Raw genomic sequence first — 23769 nt, forward strand, 5'->3', positions numbered from 1 at the left:
GCCGCCGACAGCGACTATCCAGTGCTGATCACCGTCTTCGCCACTCCTCCGACACTATCCGAGCACGGATCAGACCGGTTCAGCATGTTCTCGATGCATTCGTGCGGTCACTCGTGTGATCGACTGAACCTCCGAATGTCCATGCTTTGTAATTGACGGGTTCTCCCTAATAATCATACCACCTGGGGAACTTCTGAAGGCCTGACTTGGTAGATTTGCACCTGGAATGAGCAACTGCGGTACTTCAATACAGCCGATTAATGAGTGAATCTTGTTCTCGGTATAGGGGGTACAATTATCAACCCATCCTCTTTTGAGATGATAGCGTGGAGGTTTCTATACGAAAGGCGGTGGCGGAAGACGCCCGACAGATCCGCGATGTTCATCTCGCTTCAATCGAAGGGCTTGGCAGTCAGGGTTACACCGAAGAACAGGTAGCAGTATGGGCACACGACCGTGATCCGGAGGAGTATCCGATCGAATCCCAGGACACGTACTTCCTTGTCGCCGAAAATAATACGGCAGTGATCGGGTTCGGATGGATGAAATCCGATGCAGGTGATCACTTCGAGACAGATGTCGAGGGCGAGATTACGGCGATATACATCCATCCGTCGGTCGCTCGACAAGGGATTGGCTCGCGCATTTATGCCGAATTAGAGGCCCAAGCAGTTCGGCAGAATATCGATTCGTTGGGCCTGTGGGCATCACGCAACGCCGTCCCCTTCTACGAGGCGCAGGGATACAATCGCGTGACAGACCACGCTCATGAGTATCATGACGAAATTACACTTCTCCTTGTTGAGATGGAAAAGCAGGCGATTCGATAGCTTTGCACCCGAAGTGAGCAATTGGTGCTCTTCTGTACTGCCGATTTCTGACCGGAGCTTGTGCCCGAGACAGGAGGTGAAGTTAGCACGATTACGTATCTGTATCAGTATGATATAAACAGTCTCTATACCGCCTGAACCGGCTGCCCCTGCCCGAAGACAACTCGGCCATCGACTGAGACCCGTGCAATTGTCCGCCCACCGATATCCAACTGCTGCAGCCAGCTGCCCCGTAAATGATTCCCGAATGTCACTGTGACCTTGTCGCTGAACGGCCACATCCCCATCTCCCCATCAATCTCGATCGACCCACGTAGCAACACACCGTCCTTAACCGTGAACACGTATCCTGAATCCTTCAGACTCATCGATGGCGGTCGACGCCCCGCAAACGTCAGAACATGCTCACCGTTCACCTCGACCGACGTGCAGCGGCGACGTTCCTCGTCCTCATGAGTGATCTCGCCAACAACCTTCGGATGCCCCCAAATCTCCACTCCGAGGGCTTTGGCCGACGCTGTCGTCACCGGAAGATACCACATGTAGCCGCTCGTCATCCGGTCAAAAAGCGAGACGTAGGGCAGAGAGGTCTGTGAACCAGAGACAGCAGGGAAAATGACAGCAAACTCGTTGTACGGATCGATCCCGTTAACGCCGATATGATGGTATTTAACACTCAATAGCGTGACTGCTGCCGTCCGGGATGTTGGACCGACCGGCGTCAACCCCTCCGGCAAGAGTTTCTGGACAGGAGGATGTGGTACCTGGAATACCGCGCCGAAAGCGGTCGCCTCAGTCACGAGCGGGAGAGTGACTGTTTGCCCGGTTGAGAGTGTGATTGACGTCTTCCCGTCCGATGAAGCCGGTGAATCCGCGTCTCCCGTCATATTCGCACCTGTGTGGACCAATACCAAGGAAGTATCGGGAAATCCGCTGCCGAGTCGCGTTCAACTGGCGGTAACGACCACCGTCGACTCGGAGATTTCGACCGAATAATCCTGGAAGGAGAACGAAAGAAAAAGATCCTCACTTCGAGTAACAAGTTTGTCCAATGCGTCCGGGTCTACAACACTAAACAACGGTTTGCCACACGCCGCTGAGACTTCAGCCGAATCAACGTCTTCGAGAGCCGCCACCCCTCTGATGATCGCCACACTTGGCAAGACTTCAGACCAATTAAACTCTTTCCGCACCTCTTGACCGTCCCCCTCAAACTCTCCCATAGTATCCGTCCCACATCCCTAGGTAAACCAATTGTGGTGAATTACCTGACAGGGAAGCGTGGAAATACTTGCTCTTGCGGACAGGAGGCTATCAATCGGATTCCGTCGGGGGGCTCACAATACCGTATGGTCGCGTCCGGAAACACAGCCTCATCTAACCAACCTTCTCCGCAGTGACCTCTCCCTGAGCTTTGAGACAAACAATAGGAAAGTAGCATGGAACCGTTCGGCTGCGCCCGCCAATATCACACGCCCCCTGACAGTGGTGCAGAAGCTTTCACAGACCCTGTACTTGCCTATTATAGTTCGAGAGGCGATCTAACTTTCCACCTCGCGGAAAACGAGAAAATTAGCTGCTTCCTCCCTCTTTATACGACTGACTTAATCCAGGCTGCCGAATTAGGCCTTGAGATGTATTCTGCCCCACCGTCCAGACACGGATAATCCGGACACCTACTACCTTGATGCTGGATATGAAACACCGAACTGCTATGTCAAAGAATTAGACTTGATTCTCTTGAACAAAAGGTGAAGCAGTATCCCTTAGTGCATTCGTTGGTCCTGAATCACAAGTTTAGTCATTACAAAATAGAAGTATTATTATTAACAATTCTTCAGTATCGCTTCTTACTGTGGGGATGAATGGATTTCCCGTCTCAAAAATGGAGTGAGGTGCTCCTTAGATGAGCTGGGTGGAGAGATGACTGGCAAATCTGCGCATAGCAGCTCTCTGATCCCCATTTTCGTAGGATTGTTCGAGGGCGACATCGCCCTCAGAATCCTTCACGATCACGGTGTCCCCATCTTCATCCCAGACCGTGGTCCGGAGCCCCCAGTAGAGTATGTGGTCGTTCTCACTTTCGTCACTACCCGGGAAATTGAAGCCGCCGCCGTTCTGGCTTTCATCACCGCCGGTGTGGATCCGTACGTGTGCACCGGCGTCCAACGTAAATCCATCCGGGAAGCGGAACGCGGATGGCCCCCCGGGAGATCCAACTACTCCGTCGTCAGGGTGGTCTCGCATCGTCCAACCCGTGAAATCGATAGGGGTGTCACCCTCATTCCCGATCCCGACGAACAGCCCTTCGAATTCGTCTTCGGGTTTATCAGCAACGTTGATCGCTCCGAGCGAGAGCTCGGCGTCCGCGGCGTCGGTCACGACCTCCTCTTCGTCGTCCGTCGCTTCCGCGATCGCCTCCTCCGTGTCTGCGTCAGGACTGATCTGGCCCCGGATCTCGCCGGCAGGATACTCCTCTGTGTGGAGATTGACATAGGCATTTTCGTCGATCATCGCTGAAACGATCTCGCCGCTACTGGCGTCTTCAAGCGGACCAACGAGGTCATCGGCAGTGAATGCCCCTTCGACCAGAGTGCCGTCGAACCGACCCTCTATAAGCTGTGGCTCCTGGCCCTCCTCGGGGTAAAGCCAAGCGACCACAGGACCATCTTCACCCTCCTCACCGAGGTGAATGTGGGCCTGTGTTACATAGCAGAGCCACTCAACGTCGATCCGATAGTGAATTCGGTGGTCGTCAGGTGGGATCTCGAACGTTGCTCGGCCGGTTGCATTCGTCTCAACGTCCTCGGTCTCTGCTTCGCCCGTCAGGTCGGCATGGAACGTCCATGTCTCCTCATGTTCCGCGCTCGCTATCCCCATTACAATACTACTCCCGACCGCGAGTCCGGCGGTTTGCAGCAGCCGCCGCCGTGTCTGCCGTGTAGTTACCATGGTACTATCTCTCTTGGTACTTGGAGACATGATGGTAGTCTGCACCACTACTGATAATTCTTACTCTCTTGAGAAGGCGATTGTTGAGACGGCTCTCCCCGGTGAAGTCAGAATAGAAACCGCTCGTCTGATCGCTCAACGACCGGGTACCCGTCTCGACTAACTGAGTATAGAATCGCAAGATGGCTCTCCATCAACAAGATGCTACGGAAGAGTGATATAATTTTCCACTTTGTGGATGATGAGAAAATTAGGTTCCTCCACCCTCTTTATACGACTGACTTAATCCAGGCTGCCGAATTAGGCCTTGAGATGTATTCTACCCCACCGCCGCCCCCTAGTATTATGCACTCAGACAGTCAATCAAATGCTGGCGAATCGCATGACTCCGGTGACCCCCATCACGAAACGTGATGAAATCAAGTCGGTCGAAGAGGGGTTTATTTATAAACGTCGTACTGCTGTCTGCCAAATGTTGCCCGTCACGCAGAAGGATGGGCGCTGCAGGATTTGAACCCGCGACAGCTTGGTCCGAAGCCAAGTACTCTGTCCAGACTGAGCTAAGCGCCCTCGTGGACGTTCGTTCCGGTCGGTCCGGTATAAGTCACTCGATTCGACCCGTCGGACCGTCCCGTCCGAGGGCCACCCGACGGCCGGAAACCGAGACGGAAGGGGTATCGGTCGGTTTATACCTGATCACCGAACACTCCCGGGCATGACAGGGGGCGTTGGCGAGACCGTACGCGGGGCCGTCGAGCTGACGCGGCCGGTGAACTCGATCGCCGCAGGTCTGCTCACCGCAATCGGGGCGTTCGTCGCCGGCGAAATCGCCGCCGCTCCTCTCCACGTGGCCAGTGCCGTCGGAGCGACCGTGTTCGCGACCGCGGCGGGAATGGCGATCAACGACTACTTCGACCGCGAGATCGACCGGATCAACCGACCCGACCGCGCGATCCCGCGGGGCGCGATCAGCCCACGGGGGGCGCTCGCGTTCTCGGTCGCCCTCTTCGTCGGTGCGGTCGCGCTGGCGCTTACCCTCCCGGCGCTTGCGATCGCGATCGCGGTCGTCAACCTGCTCGCGCTGGTCGCGTACACGGAACTGTTCAAGGGTTTTCCGGGGGTCGGCAACGTCGTCGTCGGCTACCTCGGCGGGAGTACGTTTCTCTTCGGCGGCGCCGCGGTCGGGAGCGTCGAACCCGTCGTCGTCCTCTTCGCGCTGGCGGCGCTCTCGACGATCTCCCGGGAGGTCCTGAAGGACGTCGAGGACGTAGAGGGCGACCGCGCGGAGGGGTTGAACACGCTCCCGATCGCGGTCGGCGAGCGGACCGCGTGGCTGCTCGCGGCCGCCCTGCTCGCGGTCGCGGTCCTCGCGAGCCCCGTCCCCTATCTCCTGGGGTACTTCGGGGCCGTCTACCTCCTGGTCGTCCTGCCGGGGGTGGCCCTGATGATCGTCGCGATCGCCGAGGGACGGACGGACCCGACGGCGGGCCAGGAGCGGCTCAAGTACGGCCAGTTCCTCGCGGCGCTCGCGTTCGTCGTCGGCCGGCTCGCCGCCGGAACCCAGGGGCTGTTGTGACCGCCCGGCCGTGACCGACCGGTGTTCGGACACCCCGAAGTCGTCGGACGAGACGAACGTCGTATCACAAGGAATATAAACCGGTTTCTGTATTTTCAGACCACCATTGGAGAGTCCTGTCCGCCAGGATCGGCGAGCGAGGGAGATCCGAACGATTTCGAATGTATGACCTTTCAGCCGTCCTCCCGGAGGTGACGGTCGCTCCGGGGACGAACGTACTCGTCTCTGGACCACCTCTGACCGGGAAACGCGACGTCGCGTTCGACCTGCTCGCCGACGGCGCCGCCAGTGGCGAGGGGACGATCGTCGTTACGACCAAAGACGACGCGGGGAAGACCCTCGCGGCGTTCTCGCGGGCCGTCGGCGACGACGAGCCGGAGGAGGATGGGGAGGTTGATGCCCCCGTCGGCGTCGTGGACTGTGTCACCAAACAACGGGGGACGGGAACCGTGGAGGACGACTCGCGGATCGCCTACGCGGCCTCGCCGGTGGACATGACCGGGATCGGCGTCGAGCTTTCGGCCTTCTTTCAGGAGTTCTACGAGGAACGGGGGTGCTCGCGCAACCGGGTCCTGTTGCACTCGATCTCGACGCTGCTGATGTACTCGGACCTCCAGACCGTCTTCCGATTTCTCCACGTCTTCACCGGGCGGATTCAGAGCGGCGAGGGGCTCGGCATCTACGTCATCGACTCGACGGCCCACGACGAGCGCACGATGAACACGCTGAAACAGCTGTTCGACGGGTTAGTCGAGGTGAAGTCGGGCGAGGGTTCGCGTCCGAAGATTCGGACGGCCGGGCTCTCCGCGTAGTTCCGAGCCGATCGCGCCAGGACCACCGTTTTGGGTTCTCGCCCCGAACGTCGTCCATGCCAGTCGACTCCGACGAACGGCTCCGGGAGGTCCTCGACGTCGAGACGATCGCGGTCGTGGGCTGCTCGAGCACGCGCGGGAAGGACGCCCACGAGATCCCGCGCTATCTCGCCGATCGCGGCTACGACGTGATCCCGGTCAACCCCTACGCCGAGGAGGTCCTCGGTCGGCAAACATATGACGGCCTCGCCGACGTCGAGGAGGGAATCGACGTCGTCTGCGTCTTCCGGCCCAGCGAGGAGGTGAGCGGAATCGTCGACGAAGCCCTCGAGCGCGAGGACGCGGGCGTGATCTGGACCCAGCTGGGAATCCGCGACGACGAGGCCGCTTCCCGCGCCGAGGACGCGGGGAGGACCGTCGTCCAGGACCGCTGTATGAAGGTCGAACACCGCCGACTGATGGGGAGTTAGCGCTCGACGGTCCACGCGCCCAGTCGCCGGACGGCGACGAGGTAGCCGACGGCCCCGCTTCCGGCGACGACGGCCGCGTACGCGAGGACGAACGGCCAGCGGGAGACGAGAGATCCGACGGTCGGTGCCGGCGCGCCGACGACCAGGAGTCCGAGAGCGCCGACGGCGATCGTGCCGATCTCGAAGGCGAAGAGGGGGACGTTCGAGGGGCGGACGGTCTCGACGCCGAAGATCTCCTCGGGTTCGTACTTCGGAAGGAGAACCCCGAAGCCGGCGGCGACGCCGCCGGCCGCAGGCGAGAGGCCGACCGCGAGGAGAGCGAGGAGGCCGAGGGCCACCGGTGGGACGCCGACGGCCGCGCCGAGGGCGACGCAGGCGACCAGGGCGGCGAGCCCGACGACCAGCCCCGCCAGAACGCGTCCCCGGACGAACGCCGCCGCGTCGGTCCCCGACAGCAGGACGACGGGAAGCGTCCCGCGCTCGTCGCCGATTGGGTTGAGCGAGAACGTCGCGCCCGCGAGCAGGGCACAGGCGAGGACGCCGACCGAGGGGGCAAACCGGAGCGCGGCGAGTTCGGCCTCGGCGAGCGGACCGACCATCGGAACGACCAGAAAGAGCAAGAAGAGGAGGTGGGTCAGGCGGCGAGGTGCGCGGTAGGCCAGCCGGAGGTAATGCCAGGCGACCCGGCCGGTCTTCGTCAGCGCGAACGGGGTCGGCGGCCGCATCGAGCCCTCCGGTTCGTTCTCGGCGCTGTCGGGCCGGTCGGCGAACCACAGCTCGGCCGCCTCGGTCGTCGCCCGGCGGGCGACGACGGCGCCGACCGCGAGGAGGGCCGCGCCGACCGCGAGCCCCATGGGAAGTTCCCCGCCGCCGAACAGGAGGGAGGCGTATGCCGTCGTCGGGCCGAACGCGGGGAGAAATCCGGTCTCCAGGGAACCGAGGCCCTCGTCGGCGACCACGTACCCGACCCGCTGGCCGACGACAATCGATCCGAGCACGAAAACGGCCCAGACGCCGGCTTTCCCCGCCGTCGGGACCGGGAGCCGACGGTTGAGCCGGGTCAGCCAGAGCCCGGCGAGGTAGCCGAGCGGCACGGCCGCGAGGACGATCGGAACCAGCCAGACTGCGACCGCGGGTGCGAGCAGTCCCGCCCCGGCGCCAGCGAGAAAGGCCCCGCCGAAGACGACCGTCGGGACGACGAGCCAGACGGCGACCGCAACGAGGGCGGCGAACAGCTTCGAGAGGACGACCGCCCGGGTCGAGGCGATCGACAGCGGGAGCGTCGGGTGGTCGGGAAACGGACCGTCCTGAACCGTCTGGAAGGCGACAGTCGCCGCGAAACCGGCGACCGCAGGGAGCACGAACGAGCCGATCAGCGGAGCGGCTCCCGGCCCGACGTCGACCCCCTTGCCGAGGGCGTAAGCGCCGTAGAGCCAGACCAGACCCATGGGGACAGTAAAAAGTGCCAGTACGACGACGGAGGCAAAGCGCGAGTCGTTCGCCCGGATCGCACGCAGCGTCCGCCGGAACTCGGTCCCGGCGATCAGGCGAGCGTCCCGGACGTCGCGCGCGATCGACCTGTGATCCATTCGACAGGACGTGGCCGGCCAGAGCCCTTCAACCTTCCCACTCCTCGAACGAGCGGTAGATCCCCTTCGAGAGGTACCGCTCGCTCGAGTCCGGAAACACCGTCACGACGCTCTCGGAAGGCGCGTCGATCCCGCCGTCCGCGATCGAGCGGGCGACGCACTTGGCCGCGACGCTCGCCGCGGCCGCGCTCGAGCCGACCAGGTGGCCCTCCTCGCGGGCCAAACGGGCGACCTCCTCGTGGGCGCGTTCGTCGGCCACGGCGTGGACGGCATCGACGAGATCCGGGTCGAACAGCTCGTTGGTCGCGGGGTCGTGGGTCCCGATCCCCTCGACCTTGTACTCGCCTTCCTCGCGGTCCTCACCGAAGAACTCGCCGTAGAGCGAGCCCTCGGGCTCGACGCCCGCGACATACGTGTCTGGGTCCTGTTCGCGTGCGTAGCGGGCGATCCCCATGAGCGTCCCCGCGGTGCCACAGCCGGCAACGACAGCGCCCACCTCATCCAACGCGTCGTAGATCTCCGGCCCGGTCGTCTCGTAGTGGGCCTCGCTATTCAGCGGGTTCGAGAACTGCTGGGGGACCACCGCGTCGTCGAGTTCCTCCGTGAGCTCGTGGGCCCGGTCGATCGCGCCGTCCATCCCGTCGTCGCTCGGCGTGTTGATCACCTCGGCACCCAGCGCGGCCATCAGCTGTTGTTTCTCGACGGAAAAGCGCTCGGGCACGACGAAGATCGCCTCGAGGTCGAGCTGTTCGGCGGCGATCGCGATCCCGATCCCGGTGTTTCCGGCGGTCGGCTCGATGACGGTTCCGCCGGGGGAGACGTCGCCGCGCTCGAGCATCCGTTCAAGCATGTACCGGCCGATCCGGTCCTTGACGCTCGCGCCGGGGTTGAACGACTCGAGTTTCGCGTAGATCGCCACCTCCTCCGGCCCGTCGTGGACCCGGACCAGCGGCGTCCGGCCGACCGTCTCGAGGACCGACTCCAGGGGACGCTCGTGGCTCGTCATCCGGGCAGGCAAATGTTGCCCCGGGTGTTAGCTCTTATTATCCCCCAGCCGCCGAGGCTACTCCGCTCCTTGCGGCGGGGTCTCCCGGGTCCGGCCGCCATCGGCCCCCGCGGCGGCCTCGTCGTCGCGGGCGAGCTCGTCGGCGTCGTCGATTGCGGCCTGGGTAGTGACCTGATCGACGTCTACACCCTGCTCCTCGGCGATGGCGACCAGCAGAGCGCGGTTCTCCTCGATCCGGTGATCCAGGGCGGTGGCGGTGTCGTGGGTGTCCTCGAGCTTTCGCTCTAAGTGGATGATCCGCTGTTGGAGCTCCTGGATCTGTTTGTACACTTGCTCGGCGCGCTCGGAGACGATCTGGATCTTCTTTGCCGTACTGCCCAGTCCCATGCCTTCGAGTGACTGCTCCAGCTAATTGTGTCTTTCGCGCGACCGGTCCGAACCGGGGACCGCCGTCCTTATGCGACCTCGCTGCCAGATCCCGGGCATGCGCGCCCAGCAGCGCCCGCCGACCGCGGGGATCGTCGCCTGTCTCTGTTACCTCCTCGCGGTCGTCGCCCCCTACCTCCTCCTGGAGGGACCGGCGGCCGCCGGTCTCGAGACCTACTACGGCGGCTACGGGATCGCCGGCCCGCAGTTCCTCGCGGCGCTTCCCCTCGTCGGAATCGTCCTCTTCGCGGCCGGCCGCCAGGCCCGCACCCGCCCCGACTACGCCGCCGGCCTCACCCTCGTTCTCGGTACCGTGCTCACGCTGTTGGTCCTCGCGTGGGCCCTTGCGGTCCCCGCCGACGTCGTCGCGAGCATCGGCGAGGCGACCTGGCTCGAGTACCATCGCTGGCTCCTCGCCGTCTGTGCGGCCGCGGTCGTCGCCGCCTCCGCGTGGTACGCCCGCGTGCTCGGTCTCGTCTAAACACCACTCGCGTGGCGTAAGGCCCTTAAGCCCCTACCCCCTACGGAGGAGTGGACTAGGTCGGGCAGTTTGGCCCTGCTCTCTACCCGCACTACGGTCATCAGCGGGGACCGAATCCCGCGGGCGTCCGGTCCGACCGACCGGGGCCCCGGGAGCCAACGCAGAAGCCTCGTCCGTCGGGGACAGCGGGCCATTATGGCCGTCCGCAGGGACGCCCCATCGTGGCTAACCGGCGACAGCCCATCAGGCGCGGAAGCGAGCAGTGGACCGCCGGACACCTGTCGCTCGACGGGTCGCGGGGTGGAGGAGGCAACCGGGATTCCCCCGGCCGGAACGCCGGGCAACCGCGGGCCGTCCGCATTCATACGCGACGAACTTTTGCGCTGCAGCCGTGGCTCCGCCGCGCCCTCGGCAAAATCTTCAAAAGAGCATGGTGCTCTTTTGGACCTAGCGGGATCGGAGATCCCGCTCAGCTTCGATGAAAAGCACTCCTCCCTCCCCGACAGCCGTGCGTGGCGTCGCTTCCGGTCGGTCGTCGGCCCGCTCGTTCGCTTCGCTCACTCGCGGTGAGCCGGCTTGCTGTGTTTTCGAACGAACCGGCGGTAACACGGGATAGAAAGAAGATTTGGTAGATAGCCGCTGCAAACGGCCCGTTCTGACGTATTCGGATTCTCAGAACGATGTGAAGAGCGGAACGGATTGTTACCACGCGATAACTCCGTCAGGGGACACTACGTTGCAACGAGAGAGAACGCGACAGTGTGCTGGTAATCGGTGATCCTCTCACTGCCTTCGTCAGCAACTCCGAGCGATGTAGAGAACTCGAACTCCGAAGGAACCGTCTCCGGGAATCCCTTGTGGGACAGCCTCACCAGGACGAGTTCCTGTGATCGGGTTTCGTCGGGTTCGAGTTCCCCCAACAGGCTCGTATCCGTGGTGCCGACCGAGCCGATCGCAAACCATAGCCGTTCCTTCTCGTTGAACGCATATTCGTTTTCATCTGGTGAAACTAGAATGAAATCGTCCGACGTCAGGGCTCGTCCGAGGGCCGCGCGCCGATCCCTGTAGACGATCGTCCCGTCGGTCGGGTTCGAGATCGAGACGGTGACCATGAGCGGCGACTCGGGCGAGTGGATATCGGGTTGGGTCACTTCGAACTCGTGTCGAATCGGGCTCTCCGATGACGTCTCCGGATCTACTTCGTAGGCGCGGCTCTCGCGGACCGGATCATATTGGATATTCTTGTCTTGCTTTCGTGTCGATACGAGAGAGAACGAAAAACCGTACGCGTCTTCGGAATCGTCTTCGCCACCGGTACCCCCGTTTTCCACTACGACCGTCGTGGCGAACCAGAGCTGGGAGGGAACCGTCTCCGGAAAGTCCTCGTGCTGTCGTCGCACCAACACGAGCTCTCGAGATAGTGTCTCGTCGGGATCGAGCTCTCCGGATTCATACGAACCCGTGGAATCTCTCGTTTCCGATTCGAACCACAACCGTTCTCGTTCGTCGAACGAGTACGTGTCTTCTTCGTTCGGGATCAGTATGAATTCCTCGTACGTGACGTTCTCCGCGACGGCGTTTCCCTTCGTGCTGTAGCGGATCATCTCGTCGGTCGGGTTCGAGATCGAGACGGTGACCGTAAGCGGCGACTCGGACGAGTGGATCTCGGGCTGGATCACCTCGAACTCGTATCGGATCGGGCTGTCCGATGGTGGGTCTGCTTCTATGTCGTAGGTTCGCCTCTCGCGGTCGCGCTCGCTCCGATCGGTCCCGTTTCCATCCGCTTCCTGCGCTGACTCGTTGGTCGCGTTATCCTGAGTCGGCCCGTTCGACGTGTCGTTCTGATTCGTGGTGTTCGAGTCGGGTCCCTCGGTGGGTCCGTTCGATTCGTTTTCCTGATCCGTTCCGTCAGCTTCCTCGTCTTGATCCGTCCCGTCGGAGCTTTGCGTGGTATCCGTACTGTTCTGGAGGCAGCCACCGAGGACGCCAACACCCGCGATCAGGAGTGCGCGTCGTTTCATGATAGCTAGGTTAGATTGTCAACGGATATGTTTTGGTCACAGTGAAACTCGTGTAGTATCCAACCAAGGATATATAACGGAAGAGGCCAGCCGGAAGGTGGCTCCTGTCACGGACTTACTTCGCGCGTTTTCGTTCGTATCGATACGTAACATCGGACTCGGCGTTGTGAATCGAGCGTGCGAGCACAGTTCTACGGCGGAAAGAAAGCGATCGCCGGAAATCAGTCGTCGGCCGACAGGTGCTGGGCGTTCTCCATCTGCAGGCCGCCCTCGAGCGTTCGGACGGGGTAGGGCATGTCGATCCCCTCCTCGTCGAACCGCTCCTTGACGCTGGTGACGTACTCCCCGCGCGTGCGGACGAAGTCCCCGCGGGAGGGCTCTGCGATCCAGAAGCGCGACTGGAGGCCGACCGCGGAGTCGCCGAGTTCGGTCAGCCGGACGGAAGGCTCGGGCTCGTTCAGGATGTCCGGATGGCGCTTGGCTTCCTCGACGATGATATCGGTCGCCTGCTGGATGTCGTCCTCGTAGCCGATCCCGAAGTCGAACTTCAGGCGGAGGCGGTCGCCGTCTACCGGGTTCTTCAAGACGCCGCTGGTGAGCACGCTGTTCGGTACGGTGAGCAGTTCGTTGTCGAACGTCCGCACGCGGGTGACCCGGAGGCTGATGTCCTCGACGATCCCCGAATAGGTGCCGTCGTCCCACTCGATCCAGTCGCCGATCCGGAACGGCCTGTCGGTGTAGATGAAGACGCCGGCGACGAAGTTCGAGATGACGTTCTGGAGGGCGAGCCCGACCGCCAGCGCCCCCGCGGCGGCGATGCCGGCCATCGAGACCAGGAAGTTGCCGAAGCCGGCGAAGCCGAACGCGAGGGCGACCGCGGCGAACAACACCCCGAGGCGGGTCGCGAGCAACAGGGGCGTCTGTGCGTGGGCGTCGAGTTCGCGGGCATCGAGTGCCCGCCCGACGAGCGGGATCACGACCGCACGGCCGATCGCGGCGAAGACCACCAGGCCGACGACGAACACCAGGACGCTCGCGACGGCCTCCCCGCCGGCGCCCGCCAGGCCCGGAACGTTGTCGGCGAACCATCGTCCGAGGCCCTCCGTTATCTGGAGCGGCGGCGTGGCGGTCATCGGTACAACACCGCCGTATGGCCCCGGGTATCGACGAGGTCGGCGCCGACCTGTTCGGCGAGGTCCGCGGCCTGCTCCTCGGTGGGGGGCCCCGTCCGGGCGGCCCGGAGGAACTTCACCTTGATCAGATCGTTTGCCGAAAGCTGGTCGTCGAGCTCCTCGACGACCGCCTCGGGGCCGCCCTTGCCAACCCAGACGGTCACGTCCAGATCGTGGGCTCGCCGCTTGAGCTCTTGGTCGTCCATGGCGGCGTCTAGGGGGATGATGGTTTAATGGTCCCGAAACCGGAGCGCGAGCGGCTCAAGGGCGCTGCGTCGACGCGAGCCGTCGCGGATCAGCCGTCGATGTACGGGTATCGTGCCTGGGCCCCGCAGTCACAGGTGATGACGACGTGGCCGTCCCGCAGGCGGACTCGGGCGTTTCGCCCCGGCCGGAGGTAGGCGTCGCAGTCGTCGCAGGTGAACCGACGGAACTCGCGGGGCAGGACCAGTCGGTTCCGTTCGGCGACCCGGCGAGCGAGGCGGACGTAGTAGCGCGCGCGGTCGTCCTCGCCCCCTCGGGCGGCCGCCCGCGCAAGCTCCGCGAGGCGTTCGATGCGCTCCTCGGCGACGGTCATGGCAGACGGTTCGGTCCCCCGTGGCATCCGTATTGCGTTCGATCGCGGGCGGCACCCCGGGGGTAATAGAGGGATACGGGGACGGACCATCCACAATATAGTTATACGGGGAGGGTCGAGTATCGATGATATATCGACGCCACGATGACGGGACCCTCCACCGACCGGCTCGACAGGCGATCGCTGCTCGCGGCGCTCGGAGCCGGCGGGTTGGGCGCTACTGCCGGCTGCGTCCACCGAGCCCGCAACGCCGTCAACCGGGACGGCCCCGAGCAGCTCTCCTTGACGATCACGACCGTCCCCGCCGACGTCGACCAGGTCTCGATCCGGATCGCCAACGACCTCCAGGCGAACCTCGCGGCGGTCGGGATCGAGGCCAGCATCGACCCGCTGTCGGTCGAGGAGTTCTTCCGGGCGACGCTCGTCAACCACGACTTCGACCTCTTCGTCGGCCACCACCCCGGCGACGACGACCCCGACTTTCTCTACGAGTCGCTCCACTCGGTGTTCGCGAGCGAACCCGGCTGGCAGAACCCCTACGGATTCACGAACATGGCCTTCGACACCCTACTGGAGCGCCAGCGGCGGATCGGCGGCGAGGCCCGCCGGACCACCATCGGCGAGATCCTGGAGGCGCTCGCGGCCGAACAGCCGTTCGTCCCGCTGTGTGTCCCGACCGAGCACCGGCTCCTGCGGACCGACCGCTTCGAGGGCTGGAACGACGACCTGCTCGCGAGCCGGCTTGGCTATCTCGGATTGGAACAAGTCGAGGGCGCCGAGGGCCCCGACGACCGGCTCCGGGCGCTCGTCACCGACGCGCGCTCGACCGTAAACCTGAACCCGCTGTCGGCGGAGTACTACGACCAGAGCACCTACATCGACCTGCTGTACGACTCGCTCGCGACCGCCGACGGCGACGGCTTTCGTCCCTGGCTCGCCGAGTCCTGGGAGTGGGAGGGCCGGACGGTGACGGTCCGGCTCCGGCCCGACCTCTCCTTTCACGACGGCGAACCCCTCACCGCCGACGACGTCGCCTTCACCTACCGCTTTCTCGACGACACCACGCTCGGGGATGAGGAGTCGATCGAGGCGCCGGCGCCTCGCTACCAGGGCCAGGTCACGGCCGTCGAGGAGGTCGTCGCTACCGACGACCGAACCGTCGAGATCGAGGTCTCGACCGGCCGGGAGGTCGGCGAACGCGCGCTCGCGGTCCCGATCCTCCCCGAACACGTCTGGAGAGAGCGCGCCGAGGAAGTCGAGATCGCCGGGATCTCGATCTCCCAGGGGACGACGGAGGCCGTCGTCACCGACAACATCCCACCGGTCGGCAGCGGCCCCTTCGCGTTCGTCGAGCGAACCGAGCGCGAGAGCCTCGAGCTGGCCCGTTTCGAGGACCACTTCTCGCTCCAGGAGGATGCCGGAGCCAGCGGCGGGGACGTCGAGGGCGAGGGAGACGATGATGGGGAAAACGGCAACGAGACGCCTCCGACGGGCGCCGAGCGCCGGGAGTCGGGGCCGACGCCGGCGCCGACCGTCGCCGAACTCGGGACCCGGGTCGAACCCAGCAGCCCATCGACGATCGAGTCGATGGGAAACGGCGACGGGGACGTCACCGTCACGCCGATAGAGCCCCACACGATCGGGGACGTCGAGGAGCGAGAGGGACTCGCGCTCCGGGATACGTCCTCCCGGGCGTTCTACCAGGTCGGGTTCAACGTCAGGAACGCCCCCTTCGGGAACCCCTACTTCCGGCGGACCGTCGCCCGCCTGCTCGACAAGGCGTGGATCGCCCGCGACGTGTTCTACGGCCACGCCGACCCCGTCGCGACGCCGCTTCCCGAGGGATGGGAACAGCACGACGGGGACGACGGGAACGAGGAAGCCAGCGACGAGTGGGTTCCCGAGAGCCTCCGGTGGGACGGCGAGGACCCCGAAGTCCCCTTCTTCGGCGAGGACGGCGACCTCGACGCCGAGGCCGCCCGCGCGGAGTTCGAGGAGATCGGCTTCCAGTACAACGACCAGGGCGACCTCCTCATGGGTGAGTGAGCGTGCTCGGCCGGGTCCTCCTTGAGGTAAGCATCGGCGTCTCGATCATGATCGCCGTCGCGACGGCCGTCGTCGTCGGCCGCCAGCGGCTCGTCGTCACACTCCGGGAGTTCACCGACCGGCTCCGGGACGTCGCACCGACCGCGGCCGTCCTCACGGTCGTCCTGCTGTTCAACGGGATCGCCCGGCAGGTCGTCCCGGAGCTCTCCTGGATCATTAACCAGAACGTCGGCTTCGTCAACCTCAACCTCACGTGGGTGATCTACGACCTCGAGGGCGAGTTCCTCGTCTGGCTCCAGTCGTTTGCGAACCCGACGTTCACCAGCTACTTCTCGTTTATCTACATCTACGGCTACATCTTCCTGCTGGTCTTTCCCGTGGTCGCCTACTTCGCGCTCCCCAACAGCCGCCCGTTGCGCGAGTTGCTCGCGGCCTACACGCTGAACTACGTCCTCGGGCTGATCTGTTACGTCGTCATCATCGCCTACGGTCCCCGGAACATGATGCCCGAACTCGTCCAGGGGCTGCTGTTCGACACCTATCCCCGCTACCAGTACCTCACGCGCCAGGTAAACCGGAACACGAACGTCTTCCCCTCGCTTCACACCTCGCTTTCGGTGACCGTAGCCTTGCTCGCCTACCGCTCGCGGGCCGTCTACCCCCGGTGGCACCCGGTCGCGTTCACCCTCGCGGTCAGCGTCGTGCTCTCGACGATGTATCTGGGAATCCACTGGGCGACCGACGTGGTCGCCGGGATCGTCCTCGCCTGGCTCTGCGTGGTGCTTGCCTCCCGGCTGGTCGGACGCTGGTCGCCCGTGGGCTACCTCCGTGACCGCTTTCGCGACCGGGGCTGGCTCGGCTCCCGACCGCCGGAGCCGTGACTCTCCGGAAAAGCGACCCCGGAAACCGTCGAAAACGCGAAGAAACGAGCCTCAGTCGTCCTCGAGCGCGTCGGCGATGCGCTGTAGCTGCCGGGTCTGGTCGCGCATCTCGTCTCTGAGCTGTCGGACCTCGCGGACCAGTTCCTCGTTGTCGCTGCCCTGGTCGCCGCCAGGCGCCCCGCCGGGACCGCCGGGGCCGCCCCCGCCCATCATGCCGCCCATCATCTGGGCGAAGGGGTTGCCGCCACCGCCGCCCATGCCGCCAGGCCCGCCACCGCCGCCACCGAAGGGGTCCGGCGGCCCCTCGCCCTCGCCCTCCTCGCCTTCCTCGGCGCGTTTCTCGCGGATCTCCTCGACGCGCTCGCGGAAGGACTTCTCCTCGCCCTCTCCGGTCTCTGCGTCCTCGCTACCGGCGTCCTCGGCGTCGTGTTCGTTGTCGTCGGCCATGAGGGCGGGTTCTCCGCCGCGCCGGAAAAGGATTGTCATAGCCGTCAGAACGAACCCAGCGACGACTGGAGCCGGCGTTCGTCGGCCCCCTCCTCGAGCTCGTAGCCGACCAGGTCGCGCATGTCGACGGCGTACGTCGTCGCGCCCCGATCGAGGACGAGCAGCCGCCCCTTCACGCCCCGAACCGTACCCGAAGCAATCGTTTCGACCACTGGTCGGACCGGGAGGTCGAGTCCGTAGTCGAAGGCGTAGCGGTCGATGACGTCGAACTCCGCGAGAGCGCCCTCCCACCGATCCGCGTCCACGTTCGCCGCGAGGCCGGCCCGCTTGGTCGGGACCCGGACACGGTCAGTGAGCTCCTCGGCGATTCCGGCCTCGAGTTCGCGGGCGATCCGGCCGTTCGAGACGGTGTGGATGTGGGCCCCGCGGTCGGCGCCCTGCTCGCGCAGGCGGGTCTCGAGGCGCTCGGCCCGCGTCACTCCGACCTTGACCGTACTGGGAGCGAAGGCCGCGAGGTAGACCGCGTGAGGGTCGTAACAGTCCATCTCGTCTTTGAGGCAGGTTCCCGTACAGCGGGCACAGACCCAGCTCGTCGTGTGGAACTCGCAGTAGGGGGTTTCGGGGCGGTCGCAGGCGTAGTGGACGCCCTCGCGGTCGATCGAGCCGGCACACCGCCGGTCGCCGAGCCCGAAGCCGAGGTCGGTGCCCGGTTCGAGGGAGATCCGTCGGGCCTCGCTCCCGTCGCCGTCGCTGACCAGCAACGCGGAGCCCCGGCCGCTCGGGTCGTAGCCGACGACTCGCACCGGCGGCGGTAGGTCGGGGCCGGCTAAAGCTTCCCCGGACTACCGCTCGTCGAGGCGGGCCACGAGCGAGCGGGCGGCCTCTCTGACGGAGTCGTCGCTCGAGAGGGCGGGCTCCCAGTGGGTCGAGAGCTTCTCGATCGAGAGGCGCATCTTCGGGACGTCGCCGGTCCAGCCCCGGTCGCCGCCGGTGTACTCGTAGTCGGGATCGAGACCCATCTCGTCGCTTACGATGTCGGCGATCCGATCGACGGAGGTCGTCGTCCGGGTGCCGAGGTTGTAGGTATGCATTCCCCCCTTCGGGGTGCCCTCGACGACTGCCCGGATCGCCTCCGAACACTCGGCCACGTGCATGTAGGACTTCTGCTGGCGGCCGTCGCCGAGGATCGTCAGCGTCTCCGGGTTCTCGTCGAGTTTCTCGACGAAGTCGGGGACGACGCCCGCGCCGAAGCGGGGGCCGACGACGTTCGCGAAGCGGAAGTTCCAGACCGTGAAGTCGTGTGAGTGGGCGTACACCGAGAGGAGGCTTTCCTCCGAGAGCTTGGCCGCGCCGTAGATGCTGATCGGCTCGAGGGGCGCGTAGTCCTCGGGCGTAGGACGGGGTGCCTCGCCGTAGACCGTCGAGGAGGAGGTAAAGGCGAGCCGGGAGACACCGACTTCCTCCATCCGCTCGACGAGATCGTAGGTCATCGAGCCGTTGACCTCGAACTGCTCGCGGGGGTCGTCCGTATCCACGTATTTGTCGGCGGCGGCACAGTGAAAGACCGCGTCGAGGTCCCCGGTGATCGCGTCCTCGAGGGTCTCCCGCTCGGTGAGATCGCCCTCGACGAACGCGCAGTCGTCGGGAACCGATTCGCGAACCCCGTTCGAGAGGTCGTCGACGACGACGACCTCGTTGTCGGCCGCGAGCTGGGCCGCGAGCTCCGAGCCCACGAGTCCCGCCCCGCCCGTTACCAGTAGCCGGCGATCGGTCAGGTCCATGTCGGTACCGACCGGGAGGCGGTGCATGTGTGTTGTGGTTCCGACGAGGGGCGGAGGAACGCTTATTTTTCCGACCCCACAGGGTGAGGGCATGGACGAACGACGCTGGTCGGGATCGGGGACCGCGGACGCCGGCCCGTCGATCCCGCCCCCGGAGTCGTTCGTCTCCCGGGCGAACATGCGCGAGGACGCCCGCGAGGAGTTCGACGAGGAGTGGCCCGGCTGCTGGGAGCGGGCGGCCGAGTTGCTCTCCTGGGAGACGGAGTACGACACGGTCCTCGAGGACGACGAGGCCCCCTTTTACCGATGGTTCGACGGCGGGAAACTCAACGCGGCGGCGAACTGCCTCGACCGCCATCTCGAGGGCGGCGCGAAGAACCGCGCGGCGCTTCGCTGGGAGGGCAAACGTGGCGAGTCACGGACCTACACCTACCGGGAGCTAGCCGTGGAAGTCGAGGAGTGTGCGGCCGCCCTCAGCGGACTGGGGGTGGTGGAGGACGACGTGGTGACGCTCTATCTGCCGATGATTCCCGAACTCCCTGTCGCGATGCTCGCGTGTGCGCGCATCGGCGCGCCCCACTCGGTCGTCTTCGCGGGGCTGTCGGCCGACGCGCTGTCCACGAGGATCGAGGCCGCCGACAGCGAGTACCTGGTGACCTGCGACGGCTACTACCGTCGCGGGGACGCCTTCAACCAGAAGGGGAAAGTCGACAACGCCGTGCTCTCGGTCGGCCACGACGTGCGGGCGACGGTCGTCGTCGACCGCCTCGGCGAGGACCTCCCCCACCATCTCGGAGACGACCAGTACGATTACCACGACCTGCTCGCGGCCCACGCCGGCGAGAGCGTCGAGCCGGTCGCCAGGGACTCGCGCGACGACCTCTTCGTGATGTACACCTCCGGAACGACCGGAGAACCAAAGGGCGTCGTCCACGCGACCGGGGGCTATCTCTCCTACGTCGCCTGGACCGCCCGCGCGGTCCTCGACGTCGAGCCGGGGGACACCTACTGGTGTGCGGCGGACATCGGCTGGATCACGGGCCACTCCTACATCGTCTACGGGCCACTGGCCCTGGGGACGACGACCCTGCTCTACGAGGGCACCCCGGACTACCCCGACCGGGATCGCCTCTGGGAGATCGTCGAGCGAAACGCCGTCGACGTCTTCTACACCGCGCCGACGGCGGTGCGGGCGTTCATGAAGTGGGGCGCGGAATACCCCGAGAGTCACGACCTCTCATCGCTCCGATTGTTGGGGACGGTCGGCGAGCCGATCGACCCCCGGACCTGGAAGTGGTACTACCGACACGTCGGCGGCGGGAACTGTCCGGTCGTCGATACCTGGTGGCAGACCGAAACCGGCGGCATGATGCTCACCACGCTGCCCGGAGTCGACGAGATGAAACCCGGGGCGGCGGGTCCACCCCTGCCAGGGATCGACGCCCGCGTCGTCGATCCCGACGGGGAGGCCGTCGATCCCGGCGAGGCCGGCTCCCTGACGATCCGCCGGCCCTGGCCCGGGATGGCCCGGACGCTGTACGGCGGCGACGACGCCTTCGTCGAGGAGTACTGGTCGAGGTTCTCCGATCCCGCGGCCGGCGACTGGGTCTACGACAGCGGGGACGCCGCCCGCGTCGATCCCGACGGCTACGTCACCGTTCTCGGCCGGACCGACGACGTGATCGACGTCTCGGGGCGCCGGCTGAGCACGGCCGAACTCGAGAGCGCGATCGTCGCCACGGAGGGCGTCGCCGAGGCCGCGGTCGTCGCCGGCGACGGCATCTACGCCTACGTGAGCCCGGAACAGGGCGTCGACCCCTCGCGTGGGCTCCCGGAGGTGATCGGGACGAACGTCGACGACGCGATCGGCCCCGTCGCCCGACCCGACCGGATCGTCTTCACGCCCGACCTCCCCAAGACCCGCTCGGGCAAGATCATGCGCCGGCTGCTCGGGGCGATCGCCCGCGGCGAGGATCTCGGGGACACCAGTGCGCTTCGAAATCCCGAGATCGTCGGTGAGCTCCGGGAGACGATCGGAGAGGAGTGAATTTCGACTTTCAATAGAAAGCGAAATACAAGGGAAGGTGGTGACGGCGGATGAAGCGGCGAGTGGACACTGAGGACGCCTATCAAAGCCTATTTACCTTCGGTGTTCGAGAGATTACGAAATGGCGTCTCACGGGGACGAGCTCGCACGAACGGAGTACGAGGCGCTGCTCGACGCGGCCGAGAGCTACCGGGAGGCGCTCGTGGTTCGCCTCGTCGGCGAGACCGGCCTCCGGCCGCGGGAGCTGACCCGGATCCGGCCCGATGACGTCCACGAGCAGCGGTCGGATCCCCCGCGATATCTCCTCTCGATCCCGACGGAAAGCGGCGGCGAGGATCGGCGGGCGTACCTCCCGACCGCCGTCGAGGGCGAGCTCCGGCGGTACGTCCGCAACGCCGGGATCGCCGGCGACGAGCGGGTCTTTTCGGTCGGCGCGCGCCGGCTCCAGATGCTCGTCTCCGAGGTCGCCGACCGGGCCGCGACGCGCCGGAGCGACCCCTCCCTCGCCGGGATCTCGACGGACGGTCTTCGGCGGTTCTTCGCCCGGCGGACCCTCGTCGCCGGGGTGAACCCTCGGGCCGTGAAGGCCGCCGGCGGCTGGGGAAGCTTTCAGAGCCTCGAGCCCTACCTCCCCGAGCCGACCGACGACGCGCTGGTCGCGGCGTTCGACCCCGTCGAGCCCGATCGGATCGACCGTTCGGACGGAACTACCGCCTCACCTCCCGGGATCCCCGGCCGGCATCGGGCGGTGACCGAAGCGATCCTGGAGAGTTCGACGCCCGCGGAGATCGAGGCCGAGCTCTGTGAGACGCTGGCCGGCAGCGACCTCGGCGATGACTCGGTCGCCGGCCCCCCGGCATACGACCTGGCCTGGATCGAACGCCGGACTCCCGAGGACGGAGAGAGCCCCCACGCGGCCTGCGGGATCGACGCCGACCGCACCGCCGACCTCCCCGGAAGTTTCGAGGGAAGCCGGGAGGAGAGACCGGGCGAGGTCGCCGTCGTCGAGGCGGACGGCGTCGATCGGTCCCCGGAATCGGTCGCCGCCGTCGGCGTCGGCTACGGCGACGCGACGTACGCGACGCTGTTCGTCGGCGCCGACCGCGAGGGCGCCTTCGGGACCGACGAACGCGGCTGGCTCTCGACCGTCGGGCGCCAGGCCGGCCACGCCGTCGCCGCCGCCCGCCGCCGAACCCTGTTGCTCTCGGACACCCTCGTCGAACTCGAGATCGTCTGTCGGGACGGGAACTCGTTTTTCGTCTCGGCCTCGGCACAACTGGGCTGTCGGTTCGAACTCGACTCGCTGGTCTCGCTGACCGAGGCGACCCAGCTCTGTTACGTCCGCCTCGAGGGGGCCCCACCGACGGACGTGTTCGACCTGGCCGACGCGGACCCCGGCGTCGACGACTGCCGGCTCGTCGGGACCGGCGACGAGGAGTGGCGCGTCGAGTTCGTCCTGCTGGGCTCCTCGCCGATCGTCACCCTGACGGAGTACGGAACGACGGTCCTGGCGGCGACGATCGAGGAGGGGGTCGCCCGGATCGCCGCCGAGTGTAGCGCCGACGCCGAGATCCGGGCGATCGTCGAAGGGGTCCGGTCGGCGTTTCCCGACTCCGAACTCGCCGGCAAACGCGAGGTCGAGCGCTCCGTCCGGACCGCAAGCGAGTTTCGGGAGGGCATCGAACAGCGCCTCACCGACCGCCAGGAGGCGGCCCTCCGGGCGGCGTACTTCGGGGGCTACTACGACTGGCCGCGGGAGAGTACCGCCGAGGAGATCGCCGACGCGATGGGGATCTCCTCGCCGACGCTGCACAACCACCTCCGGAAGGGACAGCACGAACTCCTCCGGACGTTCTTCGACGGCCCCTCAACCGACGAAACTCGGTAGTTTTTACGTATTTAGAGACGGGGTTTATCAGTATTATTCCTAATCTATGTGACGTTCCATGTCAGGTGACGACGACCCACCGGTAGAACTCGAGGCACGGCTCGCCGACCAGGAGACGTTCGAGCCCTCCGCGAAGTTCGTTTCCCAGGCCAACGTCTCCGATCCCGCGATCTACGACGAGTTCGAGCAGAACTGGCCGGAGTGTTGGGAGCGCGCCGCCGACCTGCTCTCGTGGGACCAGGAGTACGACACCGTACTCGACGACGGCGACGAACCGTTCTACGAGTGGTTCACGGGCGGCGAGCTGAACGCGTCGGCGAACTGCCTCGACAGGCACGTCGAGGAGGGCCGGGGCGACGACCTCGCCATCCAGTGGGAGGGCGAGTTGGGCGACACCCGCGAGTTCACGTACAGCGAGCTGTTGAGAGAGGTCGAGGAATTCGCGGCCGTATTGGAGGATCTCGGGGTAAGGGAGGACGACGTGGTGACGCTGTACTTGCCGATGATCCCCGAACTTCCGATCGCCATGCTCGCCTGCGCTCGTATCGGCGCGCCCCACTCGGTGGTGTTCGCGGGCTTTTCGGCCGACGCGCTCGCCACCCGGATGAACGCCGCCGACAGCGACCATCTCGTCACCTGTGACGGCTACTACCGTCGGGGCGACGCCCTCGATCACAAGGAGAAAGCCGACGAGGGCCTCGAGAGCGTCACAGGCGACACGACGACCGTCGTCGTCGATCGGCTCGGAGACGAACTCGAGCACTCGC

The 23769-nt window shown here is 65.2% G+C and carries 23 protein-coding genes, 1 tRNA gene and 1 other RNA gene; 11 read left to right on the forward strand and 14 right to left on the reverse strand.

Translation table 11 applies throughout. The features are described from left to right. Positions 1–326: 326 nt before the first annotated feature. Positions 327–830 (forward strand): GNAT family N-acetyltransferase, encoded by a 504-nt coding sequence (locus tag DVH23_RS21725; protein WP_114579452.1) that lies wholly within the window; start codon positions 327–329, stop codon positions 828–830. A 125-nt stretch (positions 831–955) separates the two neighbouring features. On the opposite strand, the gene DVH23_RS21730 is transcribed toward DVH23_RS21725, so the two are convergent. The 4 genes from DVH23_RS21730 to DVH23_RS21745 form a co-directional block, all read right to left on the reverse strand. Next, positions 956–1717, reverse strand: a complete 762-nt coding sequence (locus DVH23_RS21730; RefSeq protein WP_114579453.1) for an acetoacetate decarboxylase family protein — start codon at positions 1715–1717, stop codon at positions 956–958. 60 nt (positions 1718–1777) lie between these two features. Beyond that, the gene (locus DVH23_RS21735; protein ID WP_114579454.1) at positions 1778–2053 is read right to left on the reverse strand and encodes a HalOD1 output domain-containing protein; all 276 of its coding nucleotides are present in this window, start codon (positions 2051–2053) and stop codon (positions 1778–1780) included. Positions 2054–2732: 679 nt separating this feature from the next. Then, positions 2733–3710, reverse strand: coding sequence for a CHRD domain-containing protein (locus DVH23_RS21740; protein ID WP_114579455.1), 978 nt, complete (start codon positions 3708–3710; stop codon positions 2733–2735). A 567-nt stretch (positions 3711–4277) separates the two neighbouring features. Continuing rightward, a tRNA-Arg gene (locus DVH23_RS21745) sits at positions 4278–4352 on the reverse strand. A 145-nt stretch (positions 4353–4497) separates the two neighbouring features. Here DVH23_RS21745 and DVH23_RS21750 point away from each other — a divergent pair. The 3 genes from DVH23_RS21750 to DVH23_RS21760 all read left to right on the forward strand — a co-directional run bounded on the left by DVH23_RS21750 (position 4498) and on the right by DVH23_RS21760 (position 6640). Next, positions 4498–5358 carry a geranylgeranylglycerol-phosphate geranylgeranyltransferase gene (locus tag DVH23_RS21750; protein ID WP_114579456.1) on the forward strand — a complete coding sequence of 287 codons (861 nt, stop codon included), beginning with the start codon at positions 4498–4500 and terminating at the stop codon, positions 5356–5358. Between the two features lie 161 nt (positions 5359–5519). After that, positions 5520–6170, forward strand: coding sequence for a recombinase RecA (locus tag DVH23_RS21755; RefSeq protein ID WP_114579457.1), 651 nt, complete (start codon positions 5520–5522; stop codon positions 6168–6170). A 56-nt stretch (positions 6171–6226) separates the two neighbouring features. Then, a complete protein-coding gene (locus tag DVH23_RS21760) occupies positions 6227–6640 on the forward strand; it encodes a CoA-binding protein (protein WP_114579458.1) in 414 nt (137 codons plus the stop codon). Here DVH23_RS21760 and DVH23_RS21765 read toward each other — a convergent pair. Genes DVH23_RS21765 through DVH23_RS21775 form a run of 3 tightly spaced genes read right to left on the reverse strand, consistent with a single transcriptional unit; the run spans position 6637 to position 9622 of the window. Beyond that, complete coding sequence (locus DVH23_RS21765; RefSeq protein WP_114579459.1) at positions 6637–8229, reverse strand: hypothetical protein; 1593 nt, start codon at positions 8227–8229, stop codon at positions 6637–6639. The two genes, DVH23_RS21760 and DVH23_RS21765, sit on opposite strands and share 4 nt — an antisense overlap. 28 nt (positions 8230–8257) lie before the next feature. Continuing rightward, positions 8258–9235 (reverse strand): PLP-dependent cysteine synthase family protein, encoded by a 978-nt coding sequence (locus DVH23_RS21770; RefSeq protein WP_114579460.1) that lies wholly within the window; start codon positions 9233–9235, stop codon positions 8258–8260. A gap of 57 nt (positions 9236–9292) precedes the next feature. Beyond that, positions 9293–9622 carry a DUF5798 family protein gene (locus DVH23_RS21775; protein WP_114579461.1) on the reverse strand — a complete coding sequence of 110 codons (330 nt, stop codon included), beginning with the start codon at positions 9620–9622 and terminating at the stop codon, positions 9293–9295. Between the two features lie 97 nt (positions 9623–9719). Between DVH23_RS21775 and DVH23_RS21780 the strand changes: the two genes are divergently transcribed. Then, positions 9720–10142, forward strand: a complete 423-nt coding sequence (locus DVH23_RS21780; protein ID WP_114579462.1) for a hypothetical protein — start codon at positions 9720–9722, stop codon at positions 10140–10142. A gap of 48 nt (positions 10143–10190) precedes the next feature. Then, positions 10191–10503: signal recognition particle sRNA (gene ffs / locus DVH23_RS21785), an RNA gene on the forward strand. 370 nt (positions 10504–10873) lie between these two features. Here the strand turns inward: ffs and DVH23_RS21790 are convergent. From DVH23_RS21790 to DVH23_RS21805, 4 genes are all read right to left on the reverse strand, one after another. Beyond that, complete coding sequence (locus tag DVH23_RS21790) at positions 10874–12163, reverse strand: hypothetical protein (protein WP_114579463.1); 1290 nt, start codon at positions 12161–12163, stop codon at positions 10874–10876. Between the two features lie 221 nt (positions 12164–12384). Then, positions 12385–13296 carry a mechanosensitive ion channel family protein gene (locus DVH23_RS21795; protein WP_114579464.1) on the reverse strand — a complete coding sequence of 304 codons (912 nt, stop codon included), beginning with the start codon at positions 13294–13296 and terminating at the stop codon, positions 12385–12387. Beyond that, a complete protein-coding gene (locus tag DVH23_RS21800) occupies positions 13293–13541 on the reverse strand; it encodes a YhbY family RNA-binding protein (protein ID WP_114579465.1) in 249 nt (82 codons plus the stop codon). The genes DVH23_RS21795 and DVH23_RS21800 overlap by 4 nt, the downstream gene beginning before the upstream one ends. A gap of 89 nt (positions 13542–13630) precedes the next feature. Continuing rightward, positions 13631–13912, reverse strand: a complete 282-nt coding sequence (locus DVH23_RS21805) for a ribonuclease P protein component 4 (protein ID WP_114579466.1) — start codon at positions 13910–13912, stop codon at positions 13631–13633. Between the two features lie 144 nt (positions 13913–14056). On the opposite strand from DVH23_RS21805, the gene DVH23_RS21810 reads away from it, so the two are divergent. Both DVH23_RS21810 and DVH23_RS21815 read left to right on the forward strand, forming a co-directional pair. Beyond that, complete coding sequence (locus DVH23_RS21810; protein ID WP_114579467.1) at positions 14057–15958, forward strand: ABC transporter substrate-binding protein; 1902 nt, start codon at positions 14057–14059, stop codon at positions 15956–15958. A 2-nt stretch (positions 15959–15960) separates the two neighbouring features. After that, entirely contained in the window at positions 15961–16839 is an 879-nt protein-coding gene (locus DVH23_RS21815) for a phosphatase PAP2 family protein (RefSeq protein ID WP_114579468.1), read from the forward strand. A gap of 51 nt (positions 16840–16890) precedes the next feature. Here DVH23_RS21815 and DVH23_RS21820 read toward each other — a convergent pair whose 3' ends face one another. The 3 genes from DVH23_RS21820 to DVH23_RS21830 are packed head-to-tail and all read right to left on the reverse strand — an operon-like array spanning position 16891 to position 19067. After that, positions 16891–17286 (reverse strand): hypothetical protein, encoded by a 396-nt coding sequence (locus DVH23_RS21820; protein WP_114579469.1) that lies wholly within the window; start codon positions 17284–17286, stop codon positions 16891–16893. A gap of 44 nt (positions 17287–17330) precedes the next feature. Then, positions 17331–18089 carry a DUF2797 domain-containing protein gene (locus DVH23_RS21825; RefSeq protein WP_114579470.1) on the reverse strand — a complete coding sequence of 253 codons (759 nt, stop codon included), beginning with the start codon at positions 18087–18089 and terminating at the stop codon, positions 17331–17333. A 39-nt stretch (positions 18090–18128) separates the two neighbouring features. Next, positions 18129–19067, reverse strand: a complete 939-nt coding sequence (locus DVH23_RS21830) for an NAD-dependent epimerase/dehydratase family protein (protein ID WP_114579473.1) — start codon at positions 19065–19067, stop codon at positions 18129–18131. Positions 19068–19158: 91 nt separating this feature from the next. Between DVH23_RS21830 and acs the strand changes: the two genes are divergently transcribed. The 3 genes from acs to DVH23_RS21845 all read left to right on the forward strand — a co-directional run. Next, positions 19159–21114, forward strand: a complete 1956-nt coding sequence (acs, locus tag DVH23_RS21835) for an acetate--CoA ligase (protein ID WP_114579471.1) — start codon at positions 19159–19161, stop codon at positions 21112–21114. A 121-nt stretch (positions 21115–21235) separates the two neighbouring features. Next, a complete protein-coding gene (locus DVH23_RS21840; protein ID WP_114579472.1) occupies positions 21236–23002 on the forward strand; it encodes a bacterio-opsin activator domain-containing protein in 1767 nt (588 codons plus the stop codon). Positions 23003–23060: 58 nt separating this feature from the next. After that, positions 23061–23769, forward strand: a 709-nt coding sequence (locus DVH23_RS21845; RefSeq protein ID WP_157972569.1) for an AMP-binding protein, incomplete at its 3' end; no start/stop codon positions are given.

It is taken from the genome of Saliphagus sp. LR7, from assembly GCF_003344565.1.
Taxonomy (GTDB): Archaea; Halobacteriota; Halobacteria; order Halobacteriales; family Natrialbaceae; genus Saliphagus; species Saliphagus infecundisoli.